This is a genomic window from Borrelia nietonii YOR (assembly GCF_023035795.1).
GTDB lineage: Bacteria > Spirochaetota > Spirochaetia > Borreliales > Borreliaceae > Borrelia > Borrelia hermsii.
Genome location: NZ_CP073150.1, coordinates 1 through 19,414, shown reverse-complemented (window position 1 = coordinate 19,414; position 19,414 = coordinate 1). Strand labels below are relative to the sequence as shown.

The following is a 19,414-nucleotide window of genomic DNA, read 5'->3' as shown; positions in this document are numbered from 1 at the left end:
TATGTCACAGGCCATAACACAACTAAAAACTGAATATGATAAGAAAGTAAAAGAAATACAAGACCTAATGAAGAACCCGAATAGAGATGCTGGTCTTTTTCATGTAGATATAGGTTTTCAGGATAAAGGAGTACACTTTGCAAATCAAGGTGGGACTATAACTAGCAGTGTTGACAGATTAGAAAATTATCCTGTTAAAGGATATCCATACAAGAGAGGAATTAAGTTATCTTTTGAGGATGGTTATGAACCTTGTGTTGAAGCTTGTGGTGGTGCTGACCTTTATGGAATATGTACTGATATAGATGAATTTACTGGTACTGCCACAGTAATGCCAATAACAAACAATTTTACTGGATATTTGGTAGTAAAAAAAAGTAGTCAATCTTCCATTACACCTGGCGTAAAAGTGAAATTTGATACGAATGGAGAGATTGAAAATGACAGTGGTTCAGGTTCTCGTATTATTAATGGTATTGCCTTATCAAAGGCATTTAAAATCAATGAAAATCTATACATAGCGCTTGTAAGTATATTTGGAAATAGAGGGGTCAGCTAAAAGTGAGTAGCAATGGTCAGCAAGCAAGCTTAACACCAAATGTGCCAAATGAATCACTTGATCCTGACATTTATTCTTCAATGGATGATACTGAAATTGTCCAGTTTTTAAAACAACAAGTAGAACAAGAAGCTTCCATACAAGAGAACTCTACACAGGGGAGGAGAAGAGGTAAGAGACATGCAGCGGCACTAGAGACTGCTGAGGGTAAGACCCTTAAAGAGGGTATCTTAAAATTAAAGAAATACTCTAAAAGTTTTAATGATGAGCCTGCTGTTTTTAAAGCCAAGACTGGATTTAGAGATAAAAATTTAACATTTGATGCTATATGTCAATCTTTATCAAGTAGCACAGATAAATTAGAAGAATACCCAGCTTTTGGATTTCCATACAAACGTGCTGTTAAATTAAAAATTGAAACAGGTAAACCTGATGAAGTTCAAGTAGAAGTTTCTGATGGCAAAAATATGTATGGAATATGCATTGATATTAATGAATATACTAATATCGCAACAGTAATACCAATAACAAATAATTTTGAAGGATATGTATTTGCGCAAAATTCTTCTGGTATTCAGGTTGGTGATAAATTAGATTTCAATTCAAATGGAGAAGCCTTTAAGACATCTAGTTCTTCATCAGTTTCAATTAATGCAATTGCACTTAGTAACATATTTACTTTGCAGCTTACTGATGATGAATCTAAAAAAGGACAAGAAGATTATAAATTGTATTTAGTAAAGATAGCTCTTTATGGTAATAAGGCAGTTTCTTAAAATAGGAGGATTAAAGTGTCAAATGTAACTCAGTTAGTAAAACAATATGAAGATAAAGCTAAAGAGCTTAAAAAGCTGATGAAGAATCCTACCAGGGATGCTGGTACTTTTAGTAATACAGCTGATTTTAGGAATAAAAATTTACATTTTAGTAATTCTGGTGGAACTGTAACTAGTAGGCACGACAAATTTAAGAATTATTTTTTTAAAGGTTATCCATATAAAAGAGGAGTAAAGCTTGTTGTAGATACAACATCAGATAATAGTAAACCACACTATGAACCACATGTTGAAGCTGGGGGTGAGGATGACCTTTATGGTATCTGCACAGATATTGATGAGTTTACACAAACTGCTACAGTAATACCTATTACAAATAGCTTTCAAGGGTATCTTGTTGCAAAAGACAATTCTATTAAGAGAAAAGATAAGCTTAAATTTAACTCAGATGGTCAGGTTGAAAAGAATAGTTCAAGTAATAACAAAATTAGTGTAGTAGCCCTATCAGATTCAATTGAACTTGATAGTACCGAAAAGAAACTTTACGTAGTACATGTAGCTGTTTATGGCAATAAAGGTAAACCAAGTTAATAAATTAAAGGAGTTTGAAGATGTCAGAATTATATGATCAAAATTATTATGCTAAGGAAATATCAAATATATTTTCTGAAATAAAGTTACCAGTATTTTACAACTGGTTTTCAAATGAACAAATCGAAGATGTTGATTTAAAGACCGGGTACTTAAGAACAATAAAATGGGATGCGTTTCTTAATGCCAACCCTACAACATTAGTAAATGAAGTTAATACTATTGCAACAATAGGATTTAGGTCAGAAGCAGTCAAGCTTAACTACCTTAAATTACAATATAAGTTTAGACATTTAAAGCAAACTTCTGAACAGTTTTATAAAAATAATGATTATGCAGGCGATGTAAATAATAATTTATTGCCTTTCAAGGAAGCATATAAGCTTGCAATTAATGAGATTATTAAACTTATAAATCACTTCATATTAACGGGTACTGTTTCAATCCAAAAAGATGGAAAGAATCAAAAACGTATGCTTCCTAATATGTATGGCCTACTTAATATGCCAGATCAAGTCAAAGAAGAAGTAAGCAGTAGTGATAAAGATAAGATGGATAAGATCTTTGAAAAGATTGAATCAGGACTTGCAAAGTTAGAACTTGGTGATGAATTTTCTACTCCTATGATGGTATTAGTTGACCAAGCAACCAGTTTGAAACTTGTAAAACCATATGCAATACCAAATGCGTCCTCATCATCTAATATTTATTCTTCAACTGACTCTTGGGAAGACTTTTTGGTTAAGACTATTAAAGCTGTTAATAATAGACAAGAAGTTTACGTAGAGACAAGTAACTTACTCTCAAATCAGATACTAATTTATCCATTAAATGCAGAACTAATTAAATTTAAACCAAGTAAATATATGTTACCAATGCCAAATGAACAAGTTGATAAGGATTCAACTGATATTGCTCATTCATACATTGATTTTGTACTTGGTGGACTTTTGGCAACACAGAAGACTATTTTAAGAGTTGATATTAAGCAAAGTTAAGGAATTGTGACTTATGGATAGTGATGTAGAATCATCAGAAGGTTTTGGAGAGCTTTACTTACGAATTAAAGCTCTCTTAGATTTATCTGAAGAGGATTTAAGTTTTGCAAAGTTTGAAGAACAAGCAAAGCTACTTGAGATGATACTTAATACACGTGGTGTTAACCTTAGCACATTAAATATTAGTCAAGCATCTCTACTGCTTTATTATCACATAGGTTGCCATCTAAAGCGTTCTGGTGTGATTCGTGAGTTTGGTCTTGAGAAAATCAAAAAAGAAAAATTTGGTGAGCTTGAGATTGATTATTATCCATCCTCAGGTACCGAATTGAATTGTGGGAGTAAAGATTATTGTTCCTCTTTTGAAGAGCTTATCACACAAATTAAGTCAGGAGCGCGTAAGACTTACTGCATAGGTGTTGTGTAATGAGCACAAGAGACAGGCTTGCTAGTATGGCAGAACGCATGATTGGCAGGTTTCGTGAAGAATCATACTTCCTGTTTTACAAAGGAACATATTCGCATGATGATGAGTTTGAAAGCCCTGAGATTAATTTCGATAAAAATAATTACACTCAATTTGTTGGAATTATTATCGATATCTCTCCACAAGAACTTGTAAAAATTAATGACTCTAATATTTATGATTTGAAAAACTTATCAAAGCTTTATACAAATGCTGAGATTAATTTTGAAATTAAAGACAGAGTATCACTTGAAGGTTCATTTTTTGAAATTATAAATATTGACTCTAGCGTTGGTTATAAGACTTTAATTTTACGGGGTTTAGAATGGAGATAAAAGGTTTTAGAGAAATAGAATTAGAGATTGGTTGGTTTGGGGGGCGTGCTTTGGTAGCATTTATACATGAAATGGGTACTAAGAATTTACCCATACGTAAGCACTTGACCGAAGTAGCTAATTCTTCTCAGTTTAGAGAGTACGTTAATACCAATTACATGAATAATGAATTTAATAAAGGCATTCAAAATGGTATGAATGCTTTGGGAAATGCATTCATAGAATATTATAAAAATTACGTATTAGCATCTAAAGTAAAACCTGCACTCTCTCCTAAGACAATTGCTTTAAAAAAGAGAAGGGGTAGCAAAACACCTGAGGTACCACTCAGTTGCAGCGGACTTATGCTTAAGACCATTGAATATAGGATAAATGAATGATACTGGATATTACTACTATAAAGCAATCTCTGATATCAGTTTTAAAAGACTTCACTAAATTTGCAAGCATTCATAAACTTGATGTTGATATTATAAATACGCATAACCATCCATACATGTCTGAACATACAATAAAAAAGCCCAATATCCTTGCAATAAAATTTGAAAATCTTGAAGGTCTTTTTAATCACAACTTAAGAACCGGTTCATTTTACAAAAATGTAAATGAATTTGGTATCTGTTTCCAAATCTATTTCATGGCATTTGCAAACGTTAATAAAAATGCATATAAGAGACTTATGTCACTTTATACGTTATTTAGTGATTTTTTACATGACTTAGGTACCCAAAGTTGTTCGTTCAAACCTGAAGAAGGTATAAGCACTCATGAAATAGAGCTAAAGTTTTACATTTATGCTACAACCAATATGCAAAATTCTGGTCTTATTGATATTGAAAGCAATTATAGTAAGTTAGCATACTCTGCAAGTTGTGGTTTTAAAGCTAATGTACAAGTAAAAGAAAACCAAATTAAGGAGGAAGAACAGAATGCCACAAGATACAATCAGTGTGAATTTGGCACATTCTGAATTAGATATAAACTATGTAAGTTACTATACACCCTTACTAGTGTATAAATGTGCAAAGATCAAACTCAATGATTCAACACCTAAGATAAAGATATTAAACTTAAATATAAATAGCTTTGAAAAACAAATCGAGGCACTTGAAAAGGAAGGAAATAATGGTGAGGATGAATTTAATAAGGAGAGAGAATACCTAAAAAAAGCAATGCAAGCATTCTTCTCAGCAGGTGATGCCGGACTTAGATCAGTCAAGCTACTTATATATAAAGAGGGAACCGAAGCAAAGGCAATTAAAACCCAACTTAAAGACAATAGATATACTTTTGTTGCCCTTATTAATACTTATTCAAGTAACAGTGATGGTGGTGATGGGCTTACAATATATAAGGATGATTATACTCATTTTAAAGACCCTGCTCACTTCTTTGTATTTGCAACAAAAGAATCTGAAATAAAAGAGTTGTTTAAAAATGGTACGAATTCTAAATCTAAAATTATTGTTATCCACTCTAAAGGAGAGGAATACTTACACTTAAGATTTATATCTAAATACTTACATGAAGCTAGTATTTTTCATGCTGTAAACCCTTATGGACTTAAGTTTAGCGGTATGAGTCCTATTACTGATGATTCTATAACCTGTAAACTTAGGAATGCTAATATTAACTTTTACTCATTGCTTAATGAGACTGGTCTTGATGGTGTTATGGCTTTTAAGGAAGGAGTAACTCTTGAAGGAACTCCCATTGACGAATTATTTACTTATCATTATATCAAATCTGAACTTACATCCGAGCTTATTAGAGTATGGAATGTTAATGGTAGACAGAATAGTAAACTATCAGAACTACAACTCTCAGGAAAAAGAGATAATGCTTACAGTGCTGCTGTTGAATGTATGCTTAAACGTTTCATTGATAGGAATATTATTGTTGCTTACTCCAAGCTTAAGATTCACATATCACCAACACCCGAGCTAAAGCTTTTCTTATCAATAGAGATTACTTATAACCACTCTATGAACGCTGTCCTTTTAAACATTACAGCACAAGATATAAATAGTTATATAAATAGCTTGAAGGAGAATTGAGAATGGAACAATACTATGATTTAAGGAACATATTTTTTTCAATTGGTGGGAATGAAATTCAAGGCGGTAAGTTAGAACTTACAAGTGAACCTACAACAAGAGCAGTAGCTAGCAGTGAAGATAGGGGTTTCCCCGTAGTTAGCTTCAGGGATCCTAGAACCATTACTTTCATATTCAATATTGAAGTTACAATTGGATCTTATGAGTACAAATTGCTAACAAAGCTTTCAAAAGACCAATTTTATAATACTCATCAAAGTAAAACTGCAAAGATGTTAGATTTAGTATTCAATGACTTAGAAGACATCAAAATTGTATCTCAATATGCATTTTTTGCAGAAGAACCTTCAAGAAGTTATTCTGCTGAGGCTGAAAAGGTTACATTTGAAATCAGAGCGGTTAACTGCACAGTAAACACCTAATTTTGAACGCTTAAGGAGGATTTTATGATTACGCGTTACAAAATGAATATCTTAACTAAAGATAAGACTTTTACATTTGAAGTAAGAGTACTGCCCGTTTACGAATGGGACTCTATATTAGGATTTTCACAAAATGAAGGCATCAAAAAACTTAATAATCTTGAATACTTAAGAGCAATAACAGACCTTATGATTAAACCTGGCTTTTTAGATGAATTTTACTTTATTTTAAATGAAAATAGAGAGTACATTACTTACTACAAAGATTATCTTAAGTACATACTTTACTCAATTCAGTTTGATGTATTCAAATCAGATCCTGACTTTAAGAAACCAACTTTAGTTTACTTAAGCCATTATCTAAATAATGCTGATGGATTTGTACAATTTGATTACATTAATGATAGTTGGAATTATGAACAGATAATACAAAATATCAAGTCACAACAAACATCAATGGGGATACAGGATGAAAATCCATAATGGAAGTAAAATCTTTAATGAAACCAAACTTGAATATTTTAAGTTACTTGAAGAGATAAAACAAAACAAATATTTCTTTCCTGTTATCATGGGTATTTGCACTTTAAATGAAGTCAAAACATTGAACTACGAAGAACTAAATGAGGTTTACAAAATATCGAATCTGAAACTTGAAAAGCAAATATTTGAAATGACTCTCTCTAAGGGAATGTTATGAATACTCCAAAATTTACAATTAAATTTACAGGAGTGCTAGATCATGCATCAACTCGCAAATCATTAGAAAAAGACATTTCTAAACTAGAACATTTAATTAAACCTAAAAAATCTTCTCTAAAGAGCACTAAAGATATCTTAAAACATAACTTATCTGAGAAGAAACGTGAACTAGCCAAACAAACCAAATATGAGAAATTACGAGAAAGGGTAGAAAAGTTTAGATTTACTGAAACTAAAAAACTTGTTAAGCTAGGATACAAATTTGAAGAAGCTAGAAAAAAAGCATTCAAGCGTTCACTTATGTCAAGTAAAGACCGAAGACAATTAGAATATGAAGAAATGAAAAGTGGCAAGCATAAGGAAACAATACTTCACAAAGCTATTCAAAAAAGTATTCTTAAAGGCGGCAGCATTTTGAAAATTGCTACTGGAACTGCTCTTGGACATATAGTGGGTCATACCTTTCAAAGTGGTATTGGTGATATCTTGAATTTTGCAAAAAAATCTATACTTAATGATGCTAGATTTCAAAAGCTTGACTTAATTACTTCAAGAGTATTTACAACAAATGAAAAGAGCAAACTTGATAGCATGCTTCAAGGCATACCTGGTTTTGGGAACAGCATTGAAAGAGAAGATTTTCTCAACTCTGCTGGGACTCTTAGAAAAGTATTACAACACTTAGGTCAAAACAATGACGATAATCTTAAGCAGGCTGTAACATTTGCTGCAAAGCTTAAATCTACCGGGGTTGTTGGTGATAAGAATTCTGCTATTACTGCAGTAGCAGAATTCTTGCAAGGCAAAAGCGGTTCTCTTTATAACATTATGAGTTCATTTAATAAATTTACTGATAAATATAATGAACGAGCTGAAATGGAATATGACAGAGTAGCAACTGGTTATACCTTTGATTACAGAACAGACAAATTAAAAGAAATTATTAAGGACTGGAACTCTCTTGAGTTTCCTACTTATGCTAGTGAAGCTGAAAAAATTAAGGATAGTCTGGATAAAGCTCAAGATTCATTTGGAAAACTTTCAGCTAGTGTATTCCAACCCATGTTGGAAAAAATAGAAACCATAGCTAAATGGTTAACAGGTTTTACCGTCAAAACACATATTGTTGAGCCCATAATAGACGGAATTAAAAGTTTTTTCGGTGACATTAACGAATGGCTTATAAAGCTTGGAAATCAAATTCTAAAATTAACATTGCCTAATTGGGCATACAAATGGTTATTTGGTTCAATACCTACAACAGATAAAAGCCATTCACCACTCTTAAGTACTGATACTGAATCAAAATTAGAAACAGACGCAAGTATAAAAACACCTTAAGGAACATTTAAATATGATACCACAATTTACAACAGACTTTATTCATAAATATAAAGACACAGCACCAGTAAAGGCAACACTAGACTTCTTAAAGCTTACTCCATCACAAGTAACAAGTATCCTTAAAGAAACATTCAATGAAATTTCTAGTGTGTTTATGGCATATAACTTCTTAAGTTTATGTCCAAGGATGGACTTTAAGGGACTTGGATACGTTCCACAAGGATTTTTCATCTTACCCAAAACTGAACTAATTAGCACAACTTACACCACAACATGTTCAAAGCGTCCTGTAATTGACTACTACACACGTAAATCTGAATATGTAAGTTACAATCCAACTTTCACTGGTGAAGTTATCACATTAAATAATGCTGTATTAACTAGTGCTTATAAGGAACTGCTTAAATTCTCGGCTAATACGGCTTTTGGAAAGTTAATCTTTCCTCATACCAGTAATCTGGCAAAACAACAACTTATTAATAGAGTTGAAGAGAGTGTACCATTTAGTTTCTACAGTCCAACTTTAGGGTTCAGGGGTATTGTTGCAATTACCTCTCTTACCCTTAAGGACACAGTATACCTTGATGAGGTTGAAATTAGTCTTACCTTAGAAGTTCTTAAAACATTTTCAATATATAAAGGGTAACTTCATGGAATGTAGACTTATCAAATACGACTTCAAAATCGAATTTTATAATCCAAGTAAAACTAGCACTAAGAATATCACATCAGAAGAAAAGCCTAAAATTATAATTAAAACTGAAGATGGAATACACATTGACATATCAATATCTGATATGTACTCAAGTAACAATTATGTGTGTGCAAAGAAAAGCAAGCTAACCCTTTGGAACCTACCTATAGACTTTACCGATAATGTAAATGAAGGAGATATTGTAAAAATATCTTATAAAAAGTTCGCAGACTCTAAAGATTATGACTTTATTATGGCAGGTTATTTGGGTGTTCCTATGAGTACTGATTATGCTAATGGTGATTTTAGTGTTGACCTTGAAATTCATTTGGCAACAAAAAGTAATTATTTCAATCGCAAGCTTAAAATAAATCAATTCCAAGGAATGAGTGTAGAGAATGCAATTAAATCAGCTTTTCCTGGTAAATGCATTATCAATATGAGCTATGCTGATAGAACAAAAATTATAACAGAAAGTTTTTGTGCAAATACTCCTCTTGAGTTTCTTGAAAAGATAACTAAAAAGTATGTTCAAAGCGTTAGAACAGATATTGTACCTAAGGAGCATACACAACTTATTAAAGAATCGGCTCTCGGGAACACTCATGTTGAGTGTAATTATATTTTTACTAACGCCACACCTGCAGAGCAAAATACAAATTATCTACCTCTTGAAGATTTTGGTCTGCAGTTTATTCCTCAACAAGAGATTACTATTGGCAGTACTTTAAGTATAAGATTTATATATTGGAATGCCAAAGTTATGTACACACACAAACTGAAAGTTGGTGACAGGATAAAATTTATTGACTCGCTTGGAAAAGAAGTTAAAAGCAGTATTATAGAGTCTAATGCTATCTTAAGCAATACTGGTGAATGTTCGCTTATCCTTAAGCTTTATGATGACTCTAATTACTTAGAAATAAATGGGACGGCTAAATAAATGAACTTGAATTATGAAATATACAGAATGAATAGCCAAATGAAAGGCTCCCCGTTAACACAAGAAGAAATAAAACTATGGATTTATAGAAACATTTTTATCTCTAAAATAGGAATAATTAAATCTTTTAACACCTCTACACAAAAAGGTGTTGTTTTACTCTCTGGACACACAGACTTAGAGATTAAGACACGCAATATATCAAACATGCATTTTAATCTTAAAGAAAATGACGGGGTAATCTTACTTCAAAGTAGTATTAACCTTTTTAATGAGGATGATAATCATTATTTTGACAAAAACTATTTTTATATTCTAAGGCCAATTAACATGCAAAATGCTACTATCAAAGTTAATGACTTTGCAATTGACATACAAAACCCCATAGACATTAAAGCTAACAATACAAGTTTAAGGTCAGTATTAGAAGAAATTGTTTCTTGTCTATACAATTTACGGGTAATTGGGAATGCTAGTGTTGAACCTAGCTTTTACAGCAATCTTACAAAGATTACAAATAAAATAAATATGTTACTAAAATAGGTTTTTGCTAAAATAGTGCTATACTTACTACCGGTTAAAGGTTAAATTAGAATCATTAAAAGGTTAAAGATTGGATTTACAGATTGACAATCAATTTAATTTGGTTTTTAAAAAAGACTTAGCATTAACTAGTGGAATAAATGAACAAAAGCAACGTTTATTTATATTTTTAAGAACTCCAAAGGGTAGTCTTAAGAATGCTCCTAATTGGGGATTTGATTATAATTTCTTTACAAGGTTTGCTAAGACAAGCTCTTTAACACAAATTAAAACTTACTTTTCAAGCATTATACAAGACCTCAAAATTGATGTTGTCAACATTGAAACAATTACTAAAAATAACACATTAAACATTATATTTGAATTTGCAAACGACACTTTAGATATGGAGATTAGAATATGAGCATTCTTTTTGATCCTGATTTTGGTATTCTAAAACAGAATATCCAACAAATAGTTAATGCCAAACGAGCATACTTACGAGATATGCATGGGATTGTAATTAATAATGACCCATCCTCTATTTACAATATTATTGCAACCTCACTTGCAACAATTGAAGAACAAATCATTGATGAACTTAATTCATTTTTCTCTAAAGTAAGTCCCGGTGGCGAATACTTTAAGGCAATCGAAGAGCACATAAGTGTTAAGAGTACTACCTTTGATGCGGTTCGTTCATCATTGCTTAAACTTAAAGAAATAGAGTACGTCAATATTGATTCTAAAGTCGGAACAGCTGATATTTATCTTATATTAAATGACTCTTTACTAAATTCTAGTAAAACTGATATCACTGATTCTACATTTAAAGCCAAACTTTGGAAAGTGCTTTATTCAACTATGCCTGTAGGTACACTCTTTAATGGTAGTATCACAATTGATGGCCTTAACACTCACAATCAACTCAAAAGCTATAAAATATCTTTAGGAAAGAAAAAATACGTATACCTTAAAGTAAAATATCAACTTGATCTTAAAAATCACATATATCTTAACATAGACATGCAAATAAGAGATATATACAAACGTATTGTAACTAATAACTATCCTGATATGGGTATCAGCTTTGAATATCAAGATTTTATAGCTCCTGTTAATGAAATTAAGGGAATTAAGAGTATGAAAATATATGCTTGCATTAAAGACACAGATGACACTAAAATTGCAAGCATTACTGATTCAGAATTTAAGGAAAATACTAATATTGAAGTTAAGCCTGAGGAAATACTTATCTTCAATCTTACTGACAGATTAATCATTGACATTACAACTTAAAGGAGCTATTAAAAATGCAAATACCCATCCATCTTCAAGATACTGGGGTTGAAAAGTTCATACAAAATGAATTAGAGTATGCAAATACAATGTATTTAGAACTAAAAAGGCTAAATTCTAATTTCACAAGTATTACTGCTACACGCCACTGCTCATCACGTTTTATTGCCATTTGGTTATCCAATCTATTTAGAATCTTTTACTCTGAAAGCCAACCACTCGAATCACTTGTAGCAAACATTGATAGTGTGCTTTTTGCTTTACGTCATATTGGCACTGATGAATCATTTATAAGACTTTTTAAGGCCTTCTTAAATGTCGATATTGAAGTTACTACCCCACAAGCTGGTGTAATTAACATAAAATTATTAAACAGGATAAAAACTAACTTTATTTCCTTTATCTCTCCTAGCACCGTTAAAGGGCATAAACCAAAACGTATTCGATTACATCAAACAAAAAAAGGATTTAAAACGGCATATAAATTTTTAACATTCAATTTCCTTCCTAAAGGATATTCACACTCAATTTATGCATTTATAAAAAATCTCATTCCTATAGGACGTGTCTTAAAAATTACAAATAATGAAAACATAGAAATTATTACTTTTAATTAAGGAGAACATTAATGTCAAGTGAAGAGAAACTCTTAATTGATGAAGAAGAATTTATCCAAATCAACAACCTAAACAGAGTTGGTGATATTCAAAAAACTGATTTAATGCTACTTGATGATGGAGGTTCTAATTGCAATGCAATTACATATGAAAATTTTCTTAAAAAAACTAAAGACAAAATCTTCAAAAATGAGGGACTTGAGTATTTCAAAGAAGTCATTAAAGACACAATTGCTACTGAACTATTAGCAAATGAAAACTTTATAAATCAAGCTTATAATAAAGTGCTTGAAAAATTACTCAACAATGCCAATAACGGTGTTTATAATATTTCTGATAAAGTAAGAGACAGAATTATAGGAAATATATCATCAACTACATTAACTAAAAATGATAAGTTTGTAATTATGAATTATAGTACGCTACAAAAATCCCCAGTACCTGAATATTTAACAGGAATTCCTTCTGGGTTTACTACAACAAAAAGCAAAACTACAAGTTCATATATTTACCCATCTTATTTTAAAAATCAAGCTTACGTATTAGACATGACATCAGAATATTCAAATCAAGAAGTTGAACTCTTATTTTATACATCTGATGATGATAACCCTATTTATTTAGACATTACTGTTGCTCTCACAATCAATGCGTCTGGTACTAAATATGCAAAAAAAGTAGCACTTAAATACACTGATAGCTCACAAAAGTCAACAGCATATTATTACGGTGCTAAAAATGCTTATGTAGATATTTTATGTCCAGTACTTAGAGGATGGTACATTCAAAAACGTGGATATATAAATGGTAATCGTGTTCCGGTTTTAGTAAAGTTATAACTTTATATAGTTTTTGCTATTCTTTGCTATATAGTTGTAGCTTACCTATTATAAACTCGAGGTGATAAAGTTGAATGAATTAAGTATTAATAACATATTAGATTTTTTACTTCAACTAATTAACATCAATGAAGTGAAGTTAATCATTATTAGTATTTTTATATTAAGTCTGGGTTTGATTTTCAAACCAGTAATCAAAGATATGCTAAGTATCTTATTAAGTAAGATAAAAATACATGACAGAGACAAAGAAAAGGAGGATTTATGATACTTGATCGTAATTCTTTAGATACTGCTTTAAATGCAATCGTAACATTATTTGACACACTATCTAATTTTGAAGATGGGTCGTTTAATGAAAATGCTCATAAAACATTCATGCTATTAAATGACATTTACACAGAATATCAGATTATCTATACACAAAATATGGAAAGGTTAGAGAATGCCTTAACTCCGCAAATAAGAGAAACACTTGAACCTATCCAAACTAAAATCAAAAAATTCATAGAAAAGGTTAATAGCAATCCAGATAATATGCAATTACCATTAGAAATCTCATCAATTGAAAAGGAGGTCAAATGAAATTAAGTACTGCTAAATTGAGTGTTGATATCCTAAACAAATTTACAGAAATTATAAAAAATAACCACCAAGGTAAAAACACCGTAACCTACATTAATATTTTCACCAAAGTGGTTAATTATTTTTACTCACTATATGAGGCAAGTGTATATCAAATGGAACAAAAGGAAGCTATCAAACTACTCTCTGAAATTGAAGAAATACTAAGGCTCAACATCGAGATAATAGAAACTGCTGGGGATTATGATGATTATTCAAAATACATTTCCCAACTTAGAGCTAAACGTAATAAGCTCATGAGTACTTACATCAAAATGTTAAAAGAGGCCTAATTTGAAAAAACTAGTAAATTTAACTTTCTTAACGCTTATCTTCTCATGTACATCTATTGCTTCTCTAACGGAAGAACCAACATTTCCTAAAACCCAAACCCTCACAGAATTAAGTACTTATGAAGCTAAGCTAGCTGATTATGTTATGTACTTGCAAGTATTCTTAACACGTACAAAAAAGAAAGTTAATGACCCAAAGTATCCTAAGTTTACTTATTTTGATTCTTCTACACTCAAGTCTGAACAGACAATCCAGGATTTAATGTTTAATATCAACATTTTCAAAGCATACATCAAGATAACTAAACCTATTGCTGAAGCGGTTTACAAAAAATATTCAAAACTAAAAAATTAATATTATTTAAAGCCCCTAATGGGGCTTATTTGCTTTAAATTATCATCTATGTATCAAATAAATATCTTAATTCTTCTTCTCTTGACAAGAATCCAAATAATCTGAGTGGACTATCCTCATATTTAGGCTGCATAAGCGCTATAAATGCCTCAAATTGATCTAACTTCCTCATAAGATGATTATTCTTAAATATATATTCTCTAATGAGTTCTATCCAATAGTTAACACTCCTTAAAGCTTTATTCATATTAAAATACTCTAAAAAGGAAGAATCATCCCCCTTCTTTATAGCACTTAAATATGCATTTATCTGCGATATACTCTCAAATGGTTTATCAACCAAATGCTTATGCATACCACGTGCTGCTATAAGAAGACTTTTATAGCAACTAAACTTAATTGAATTAGCTTTATTATCTTTATTTACTCCTACTGTATTAGTATTATTAGATTTCACAACTCTATTCACATCTACAGGTGGGGTTTCTACACCCTTAGATTGTTCCTCTGTTGTGTCTTGTCTAGTTCCTAAGGTATTTGCATCATTATCTTCCTCACTCTCAATTGATAGATTGGATGGTACATGCTTATTATCACTTTTGGTAACAGACTCATAATCAACAGGGTGCATCTCTTTAGTCACTATTTTCTCAGTTTCAGTATGCCCTATTTGTTGTACCTTATGAGCTTCATAAAGATTATCTGTATCTCCTAGCTCTTCTCTTATATAGGGCATACTCTCAAGCCCCGCACCTGGCAAAGTTCTGCATAGACAACTAACTGCACATTTCCTTAACATAAATACTGGTTTCTCTCTCCAAATAGGTGAGTTTTTGTAATACTCATTAAATAAAACAGAAAAACTATAAATATTACCATGCTCTGATTTGAAGTAAGCTGTACATTGCCAATCTTCTTGTACCATTTTATTGCCCTTAGAATCAATTTTAATTGTCTTAACCATCTCTTCTTTAAATTCAAGGCTATATTTACTATACCCTGCCTCATATGCCCTTATAAGTAAGGTTTGATATGCTACCACAACTGCATATCTCCCATTAAATGGAATTATGTATGCTTCCTTCTTGAATGGATTTAGATTATTTACTTGTAGTAAAGTTAAGATTTCTCTCTCTGATTGAGTATCCATTCTTTTAAGTCCATGCATACTCTTATATGCTTCCCATACCTCATAAATATTACTTGAATTCATTTTTTCTGTTATTATACTAATCGTATTTGATATCTCAGGTTTTGCTATATTCTTTGTATTTGTCATGATTAACACCCCTTATTATTTATTTTATAAATAAATAATAATAGCAAAAACTAAATTTGTCAAGTTTTATGAAATTTTTGTTAAAAAAATTTATGGAATATTGGACTATTGATATTGAAAATAAAAATTTAAGTCTTTGTTAACACTTCTTCAAGAAGAACTTGCTAACAAAGACTTAAAGTCTGTCTAAATTGAACAAAATAATAAGGTAGTTCTACAATGAATAGCACTACTAATACTAGTAAAATACAACAAATTTCAAATAAAATCAACCCTTGTTCACAATAACTTTTTTATCCTATAAAGAACTTACTTATGAGAGACATGATAATAAATATAATTATCGGTATTTCTATTACTGTAATAACAATGGAAATTATATTTCCTACACTAATCTTTTCTAGTAATACTGAATGATTATTTTTAATTTTCTCTCTCAAAACTGGAATATTGCTTTTATTTTTTTCTCTTAAGACTTCAAAATTAAAATTGTTATTATGAAGTAAAATGAAATCTACTGCTGCTTCAGCAAACCCCTTATTTAAGAATTCAATCCTTAAATCTTCTGTTTTATATGTTTTATATGCCAAATTATTCATAAACACTCCTTATGAATCGCCTTTTCAACTTTTAAATTCTTTCATAAACTTTTCAAGCAAATCTTTTTCACTTGAAAAAAGTTTATCTAATACAAAGCCAGTAAACTTAGCATTCTTTTTATAAAAATCATAACTATCTTGGCTTTTAAGCTGAAATCTTAGTGGCTTTATTGGATTTACTTTTGATTTCTTCAAATTTCTACTTTCCTTTTCCATCAAAAAAGATAAAGACTGCCTAAATCCATTTTCAACTAAATATTCTTCTTTTAAAATTCCATCTTGAATAGCACTAGCTATCCTTAAATAAGAATAGGCCTGAGATTTGGCTAGTTTATAATCTTTTATAAATTGAGAAAAGCTTTTATACCCATCTAACTTATAATATTCTTTTCCCTTTATCTCTCTTAAAATATGCATGGCCTCTATTTTATTATAGATATCATCTTTTATATTATCCTTTAACTTATTTTTTAAAAGGTCAAATCTTTTCTGGTCATTACTTACGTTAATATCTTTATTAACCAATAAAATAGAATTTTTATCATTGTTTAAATTTCTTGCACTGATTATTATTTCATCATTATTTTTTTTATTCATAAAATCCCCTTGATTTGTTGAATTTTTACAGTTGTCCAGCGCTGGACAACTTATACACTTATACTAGGAACTTCTATTTTATCGTTATTAAGCTTTATGCGATATAATAAATTACTCAATATCTGATCATATTCTATGATAGAATCCGACTTTAAATCAAAATCACTGTTGCTTGCTATTTTTCTATTTAGACTTTCCCTTTCAGATACGAAACCTAAAAAATTATCCTTTTCTTGAATTATTTGCAATAATTTTTTATGTGTATTATTTTTTTTAAACCTTGTTATAATAAAGAAAATTGGTGTTAACCTTTCCAATTTTTTAATGAAAAACTCTAAAAGTTCATAGCTTTCAAGTGTCCATTTTTCAGCTGTCATCGGCACTATAATATAGTCAGTAGAATTTAAAGCACATTTTAATGTAAAATCTAAACTCGGATTAGTATCAATCACTATGTAATCATAATTTATTTTCAACCTCCTTAATTCTACCTTTAACTTTAAATCAATAGATTTATGCCTATTTGCACAATAAAAATCTTCATTTAAACTATGTAAAGTTAAATAACTAGGAAGTAAATCTAAATTGCCTTCAATATTAAAAATTGCATTATCAATCTCCAAATCTCCTTTTAAAACCTCACATATGTTTTTTTCTATTAAATTTATATTGTTTTCTTTTATCTCGTTAAAGAAATAACTAGTAACCGATGCTTGCGTATCCATATCTATTAAGAGTACTTTATACTCTTTTGCCAGCAAAGTAGCTAATATGAGACTAGTCGTACTTTTACCGACACCACCTTTAATCGATGCAATTGTAATTACTTTAGTTTTTTTTCTATCCATTTATTTATAAAACCCCCATCTGGTAATTTTTTATTGTAAAACTCATATACTTGATTTTCTAAATTCACCATTAATTCAAGTAAAAATTTACTATATTGTGTCTCTAATTTTTCTTTCTTAATCAAACGAGATATTCCTTTGATATAGCAAAACACACTCCCTTTTTTAAATCTAAATTCTATGTAATAAACTTTTGAAAAAGTATATGCTTTTACGACACCATTTTCTTCATATCTTGTTATAATGTTTTGTACTGGTTTTCTATACCCGTAATAAATACCTAAGAATTTATCATTCTCTTTTATAGAAAATAAATTCAGTGTGTTTATCTTTTCTTTATTAAATAATCCTCTAAATGCGATAAAAAACTTACTACTTTGTCTCCTATGTACTCCAAACGTATATAAATCATTCATTATCTTTGTGTGATATATTTTTCTACCATTGTTCTCTTCTACTTTAGCAAAGATATGTTTTTTTTCTATTTTTTTAATCTCTAATTCCTTGGTTTTGAGGCGTTCTAATACACTCTCCACAACTAATCCTTAACTCGTAATTTTTTTGGGTTCTCCTAATTTTAAATAATTCCCACCACTCTCTACTAACTCTAAAATTTCGTAGTAATAATGATTATTAAATACCTTGTTATACTCTAATTTATTCTGTTTGTTTAAATATTCTTTTAGCATTGGTACTAAAACTGAGGTGTCTACTTTATGTCTTAATTGTTCAAGAAGTATGCTAAATACGTTATTCCTAATTTCTTTCTCATCTTCTTTTGCGGTTGCTTCAACACGTTCAACTGACTTTTTAAGCTTCCCTATTATCTTTTCTAAGTCATTGTACTTATTGTTTTCTATGATAAAGTGTGGTTTATCTTTATATAGCTCATATACCTTTTGTATTTGGATTTCCAACTGTTTACTATTATAGCCTTCATTTTTTAAGATAATTTTTGTTTCATCCAGTATTCTACTTAATTCCTTTTGCTTACTTGCAAGCTTGTTTTCTTTTAGCTCAATGTTGCTTTTTTTCTTGTGTTTAATTTTTTCAATGAAGTTTTCTGTTCTTTTAAGTATCTTAAGCACTTTAATTGTAACATCTTTTTCTAGTTTTAAATTCAAAATAGAGAAGAAAGTATTTGATTTAAAATTACATTTCTTAGCGTACTTTTTTACTTGCAGTTTCTCTATTTCTTTTATGTCTTTCTTTTCTTCTTTTTTATTATTATATATATTATATATACACTCCCATTTTTCTACACTCCCCTTTTTAGTGCAAGCCTTTTTAATATTTGCTTTAACGCGAGTTTGAAATTTATTTTCTTTTTTCTCTCTAAAGAGTTTATTGATTATGCGGTAACATTTTTTCTTAGAGTATTTAAGTTTGTAATAAATTTCAGTTCCCATGTTAACACCCAAATGTTTGTAATAATTAATTGTTACTTTAAATTCTTTTTCTAATTTGTATAAATAGTTTTGAAGTGTTTTAAGCTTAGCAAGCTTTTGGCCATTTCTTTTCATATTGTTATTAAAGTAATAAAGTATGTCGCTTTGGGTGTATTTTTTAAGATTTAAGTTCATGTAGTTTAGTGTAGATATTAAAACGATTAATTTATGTTGGTATTTGTTTGTAGGCTTTTTTGTGCTCCTCAT

Annotated in this window: 30 protein-coding genes; 24 read left to right on the top strand and 6 right to left on the bottom strand. The window is 30.1% G+C overall.

Annotated features, from left to right (window positions below; genetic code table 11):
* The first annotated feature begins 1 nt into the window (after window position 1).
* From bhYOR_RS04730 to bhYOR_RS04615, 24 genes are all read left to right on the top strand, one after another.
* A complete protein-coding gene (locus tag bhYOR_RS04730; protein WP_025400151.1) occupies window positions 2-559 on the top strand; it encodes a DUF228 domain-containing protein in 558 nt (185 codons plus the stop codon).
* A gap of 2 nt (window positions 560-561) precedes the next feature.
* Entirely contained in the window at window positions 562-1,335 is a 774-nt protein-coding gene (locus tag bhYOR_RS04725; RefSeq protein WP_025434167.1) for a DUF228 domain-containing protein, read from the top strand.
* 15 nt (window positions 1,336-1,350) lie between these two features.
* On the top strand, window positions 1,351-1,926 hold the full coding sequence (locus bhYOR_RS04720; RefSeq protein WP_025400150.1) for a DUF228 domain-containing protein: 576 nt from the start codon (window positions 1,351-1,353) through the stop codon (window positions 1,924-1,926).
* Window positions 1,927-1,946: 20 nt separating this feature from the next.
* Window positions 1,947-2,924, top strand: coding sequence for a hypothetical protein (locus bhYOR_RS04715; RefSeq protein ID WP_041178756.1), 978 nt, complete (start codon window positions 1,947-1,949; stop codon window positions 2,922-2,924).
* 13 nt (window positions 2,925-2,937) lie between these two features.
* Window positions 2,938-3,351, top strand: coding sequence for a DUF3890 domain-containing protein (locus tag bhYOR_RS04710; RefSeq protein WP_247088318.1), 414 nt, complete (start codon window positions 2,938-2,940; stop codon window positions 3,349-3,351).
* A complete protein-coding gene (locus bhYOR_RS04705; protein ID WP_025434322.1) occupies window positions 3,351-3,725 on the top strand; it encodes a DUF1506 family protein in 375 nt (124 codons plus the stop codon). Before bhYOR_RS04710 ends, bhYOR_RS04705 begins: the two co-directional genes overlap by 1 nt.
* Window positions 3,716-4,105, top strand: a complete 390-nt coding sequence (locus bhYOR_RS04700; protein ID WP_025407097.1) for a hypothetical protein — start codon at window positions 3,716-3,718, stop codon at window positions 4,103-4,105. The genes bhYOR_RS04705 and bhYOR_RS04700 overlap by 10 nt, the downstream gene beginning before the upstream one ends.
* Window positions 4,102-4,695, top strand: a complete 594-nt coding sequence (locus bhYOR_RS04695; protein WP_247088362.1) for a DUF764 family protein — start codon at window positions 4,102-4,104, stop codon at window positions 4,693-4,695. The genes bhYOR_RS04700 and bhYOR_RS04695 overlap by 4 nt, the downstream gene beginning before the upstream one ends.
* The gene (locus tag bhYOR_RS04690) at window positions 4,655-5,782 is read left to right on the top strand and encodes a DUF787 family protein (protein ID WP_247088353.1); all 1,128 of its coding nucleotides are present in this window, start codon (window positions 4,655-4,657) and stop codon (window positions 5,780-5,782) included. Before bhYOR_RS04695 ends, bhYOR_RS04690 begins: the two co-directional genes overlap by 41 nt.
* A 2-nt stretch (window positions 5,783-5,784) precedes the next feature.
* Entirely contained in the window at window positions 5,785-6,204 is a 420-nt protein-coding gene (locus bhYOR_RS04685; RefSeq protein WP_025400200.1) for a DUF1463 family protein, read from the top strand.
* Between the two features lie 24 nt (window positions 6,205-6,228).
* Window positions 6,229-6,687 (top strand): DUF1473 family protein, encoded by a 459-nt coding sequence (locus bhYOR_RS04680; protein WP_025400199.1) that lies wholly within the window; start codon window positions 6,229-6,231, stop codon window positions 6,685-6,687.
* Window positions 6,674-6,904, top strand: a complete 231-nt coding sequence (locus bhYOR_RS04675; protein WP_025400198.1) for a DUF1322 family protein — start codon at window positions 6,674-6,676, stop codon at window positions 6,902-6,904. Before bhYOR_RS04680 ends, bhYOR_RS04675 begins: the two co-directional genes overlap by 14 nt.
* Window positions 6,901-8,247 carry a DUF759 family protein gene (locus tag bhYOR_RS04670; protein WP_247088351.1) on the top strand — a complete coding sequence of 449 codons (1,347 nt, stop codon included), beginning with the start codon at window positions 6,901-6,903 and terminating at the stop codon, window positions 8,245-8,247. Before bhYOR_RS04675 ends, bhYOR_RS04670 begins: the two co-directional genes overlap by 4 nt.
* A 13-nt stretch (window positions 8,248-8,260) precedes the next feature.
* Entirely contained in the window at window positions 8,261-8,896 is a 636-nt protein-coding gene (locus bhYOR_RS04665; RefSeq protein WP_025434162.1) for a DUF792 family protein, read from the top strand.
* 4 nt (window positions 8,897-8,900) lie between these two features.
* A complete protein-coding gene (locus bhYOR_RS04660; RefSeq protein WP_025434161.1) occupies window positions 8,901-9,887 on the top strand; it encodes a DUF693 family protein in 987 nt (328 codons plus the stop codon).
* Entirely contained in the window at window positions 9,888-10,430 is a 543-nt protein-coding gene (locus bhYOR_RS04655; RefSeq protein ID WP_281506146.1) for a DUF777 family protein, read from the top strand.
* Window positions 10,431-10,500: 70 nt separating this feature from the next.
* A complete protein-coding gene (locus bhYOR_RS04650) occupies window positions 10,501-10,833 on the top strand; it encodes a hypothetical protein (RefSeq protein WP_025434159.1) in 333 nt (110 codons plus the stop codon).
* The gene (locus bhYOR_RS04645; RefSeq protein ID WP_025400196.1) at window positions 10,830-11,708 is read left to right on the top strand and encodes a DUF276 domain-containing protein; all 879 of its coding nucleotides are present in this window, start codon (window positions 10,830-10,832) and stop codon (window positions 11,706-11,708) included. Before bhYOR_RS04650 ends, bhYOR_RS04645 begins: the two co-directional genes overlap by 4 nt.
* A 14-nt stretch (window positions 11,709-11,722) precedes the next feature.
* Complete coding sequence (locus bhYOR_RS04640) at window positions 11,723-12,325, top strand: DUF735 family protein (protein ID WP_247088347.1); 603 nt, start codon at window positions 11,723-11,725, stop codon at window positions 12,323-12,325.
* A gap of 11 nt (window positions 12,326-12,336) precedes the next feature.
* Window positions 12,337-13,164, top strand: coding sequence for a DUF685 domain-containing protein (locus tag bhYOR_RS04635; protein ID WP_247088345.1), 828 nt, complete (start codon window positions 12,337-12,339; stop codon window positions 13,162-13,164).
* A gap of 70 nt (window positions 13,165-13,234) precedes the next feature.
* A complete protein-coding gene (locus tag bhYOR_RS04630) occupies window positions 13,235-13,432 on the top strand; it encodes a BlyA family holin (protein WP_025434156.1) in 198 nt (65 codons plus the stop codon).
* Window positions 13,429-13,749 (top strand): BlyB family putative holin accessory protein, encoded by a 321-nt coding sequence (locus bhYOR_RS04625; protein ID WP_025434310.1) that lies wholly within the window; start codon window positions 13,429-13,431, stop codon window positions 13,747-13,749. The genes bhYOR_RS04630 and bhYOR_RS04625 overlap by 4 nt, the downstream gene beginning before the upstream one ends.
* Window positions 13,746-14,081: a BlyB family putative holin accessory protein gene (locus tag bhYOR_RS04620; protein WP_025407106.1), complete on the top strand. Its 336-nt coding sequence runs from the start codon at window positions 13,746-13,748 to the stop codon at window positions 14,079-14,081. Before bhYOR_RS04625 ends, bhYOR_RS04620 begins: the two co-directional genes overlap by 4 nt.
* Window position 14,082: 1 nt before the next feature.
* A complete protein-coding gene (locus bhYOR_RS04615) occupies window positions 14,083-14,436 on the top strand; it encodes a BBA14 family lipoprotein (RefSeq protein ID WP_025434309.1) in 354 nt (117 codons plus the stop codon).
* Window positions 14,437-14,482: 46 nt separating this feature from the next.
* On the opposite strand, the gene bhYOR_RS04610 is transcribed toward bhYOR_RS04615, so the two are convergent.
* The 6 genes from bhYOR_RS04610 to bhYOR_RS04585 form a co-directional block, all read right to left on the bottom strand.
* Window positions 14,483-15,715 (bottom strand): recombinase RecT, encoded by a 1,233-nt coding sequence (locus tag bhYOR_RS04610; RefSeq protein ID WP_247088343.1) that lies wholly within the window; start codon window positions 15,713-15,715, stop codon window positions 14,483-14,485.
* Between the two features lie 293 nt (window positions 15,716-16,008).
* Window positions 16,009-16,314, bottom strand: a complete 306-nt coding sequence (bdr, locus tag bhYOR_RS08355; RefSeq protein WP_025434399.1) for a Bdr family repetitive protein — start codon at window positions 16,312-16,314, stop codon at window positions 16,009-16,011.
* A 24-nt stretch (window positions 16,315-16,338) separates the two neighbouring features.
* A complete protein-coding gene (locus tag bhYOR_RS04600; protein ID WP_040126329.1) occupies window positions 16,339-16,911 on the bottom strand; it encodes a chromosome replication/partitioning protein in 573 nt (190 codons plus the stop codon).
* Window positions 16,912-16,961: 50 nt separating this feature from the next.
* Entirely contained in the window at window positions 16,962-17,759 is a 798-nt protein-coding gene (locus bhYOR_RS04595) for a ParA family protein (RefSeq protein WP_025434400.1), read from the bottom strand.
* Window positions 17,735-18,295, bottom strand: coding sequence for a DUF226 domain-containing protein (locus tag bhYOR_RS04590; RefSeq protein WP_247088342.1), 561 nt, complete (start codon window positions 18,293-18,295; stop codon window positions 17,735-17,737). The genes bhYOR_RS04595 and bhYOR_RS04590 overlap by 25 nt, the downstream gene beginning before the upstream one ends.
* Before the next feature lie 9 nt (window positions 18,296-18,304).
* Window positions 18,305-19,414: a plasmid maintenance protein gene (locus bhYOR_RS04585; RefSeq protein ID WP_247088339.1), complete on the bottom strand. Its 1,110-nt coding sequence runs from the start codon at window positions 19,412-19,414 to the stop codon at window positions 18,305-18,307.

Bases quoted from the DNA above. Each gene is read 5' to 3' on its own strand.
- bhYOR_RS04695 (WP_247088362.1), top strand. From the start codon at position 4,102: ATGATACTGGATATTACTACTATAAAGCAATCTCTGATATCAGTTTTA.
- bhYOR_RS04640 (WP_247088347.1), top strand. From the start codon at position 11,723: ATGCAAATACCCATCCATCTTCAAGATACTGGGGTTGAAAAGTTCATA.
- bhYOR_RS04645 (WP_025400196.1), top strand. From the start codon at position 10,830: ATGAGCATTCTTTTTGATCCTGATTTTGGTATTCTAAAACAGAATATC.
- bhYOR_RS04635 (WP_247088345.1), top strand. From the start codon at position 12,337: ATGTCAAGTGAAGAGAAACTCTTAATTGATGAAGAAGAATTTATCCAA.
- bhYOR_RS04685 (WP_025400200.1), top strand. From the start codon at position 5,785: ATGGAACAATACTATGATTTAAGGAACATATTTTTTTCAATTGGTGGG.
- bhYOR_RS04700 (WP_025407097.1), top strand. From the start codon at position 3,716: ATGGAGATAAAAGGTTTTAGAGAAATAGAATTAGAGATTGGTTGGTTT.
- bhYOR_RS04705 (WP_025434322.1), top strand. From the start codon at position 3,351: ATGAGCACAAGAGACAGGCTTGCTAGTATGGCAGAACGCATGATTGGC.
- bhYOR_RS04665 (WP_025434162.1), top strand. From the start codon at position 8,261: ATGATACCACAATTTACAACAGACTTTATTCATAAATATAAAGACACA.
- bhYOR_RS04710 (WP_247088318.1), top strand. From the start codon at position 2,938: ATGGATAGTGATGTAGAATCATCAGAAGGTTTTGGAGAGCTTTACTTA.
- bhYOR_RS04680 (WP_025400199.1), top strand. From the start codon at position 6,229: ATGATTACGCGTTACAAAATGAATATCTTAACTAAAGATAAGACTTTT.
- bhYOR_RS04625 (WP_025434310.1), top strand. From the start codon at position 13,429: ATGATACTTGATCGTAATTCTTTAGATACTGCTTTAAATGCAATCGTA.
- bhYOR_RS04600 (WP_040126329.1), bottom strand. From the start codon at position 16,911: ATGAATAAAAAAAATAATGATGAAATAATAATCAGTGCAAGAAATTTA.
- bhYOR_RS04670 (WP_247088351.1), top strand. From the start codon at position 6,901: ATGAATACTCCAAAATTTACAATTAAATTTACAGGAGTGCTAGATCAT.
- bhYOR_RS04675 (WP_025400198.1), top strand. From the start codon at position 6,674: ATGAAAATCCATAATGGAAGTAAAATCTTTAATGAAACCAAACTTGAA.
- bhYOR_RS04730 (WP_025400151.1), top strand. From the start codon at position 2: ATGTCACAGGCCATAACACAACTAAAAACTGAATATGATAAGAAAGTA.
- bhYOR_RS04585 (WP_247088339.1), bottom strand. From the start codon at position 19,414: ATGAGGAGCACAAAAAAGCCTACAAACAAATACCAACATAAATTAATC.
- bhYOR_RS04660 (WP_025434161.1), top strand. From the start codon at position 8,901: ATGGAATGTAGACTTATCAAATACGACTTCAAAATCGAATTTTATAAT.
- bhYOR_RS04690 (WP_247088353.1), top strand. From the start codon at position 4,655: ATGCCACAAGATACAATCAGTGTGAATTTGGCACATTCTGAATTAGAT.
- bdr (WP_025434399.1), bottom strand. From the start codon at position 16,314: ATGAATAATTTGGCATATAAAACATATAAAACAGAAGATTTAAGGATT.
- bhYOR_RS04595 (WP_025434400.1), bottom strand. From the start codon at position 17,759: ATGGATAGAAAAAAAACTAAAGTAATTACAATTGCATCGATTAAAGGT.
- bhYOR_RS04620 (WP_025407106.1), top strand. From the start codon at position 13,746: ATGAAATTAAGTACTGCTAAATTGAGTGTTGATATCCTAAACAAATTT.
- bhYOR_RS04655 (WP_281506146.1), top strand. From the start codon at position 9,888: ATGAACTTGAATTATGAAATATACAGAATGAATAGCCAAATGAAAGGC.
- bhYOR_RS04610 (WP_247088343.1), bottom strand. From the start codon at position 15,715: ATGACAAATACAAAGAATATAGCAAAACCTGAGATATCAAATACGATT.
- bhYOR_RS04715 (WP_041178756.1), top strand. From the start codon at position 1,947: ATGTCAGAATTATATGATCAAAATTATTATGCTAAGGAAATATCAAAT.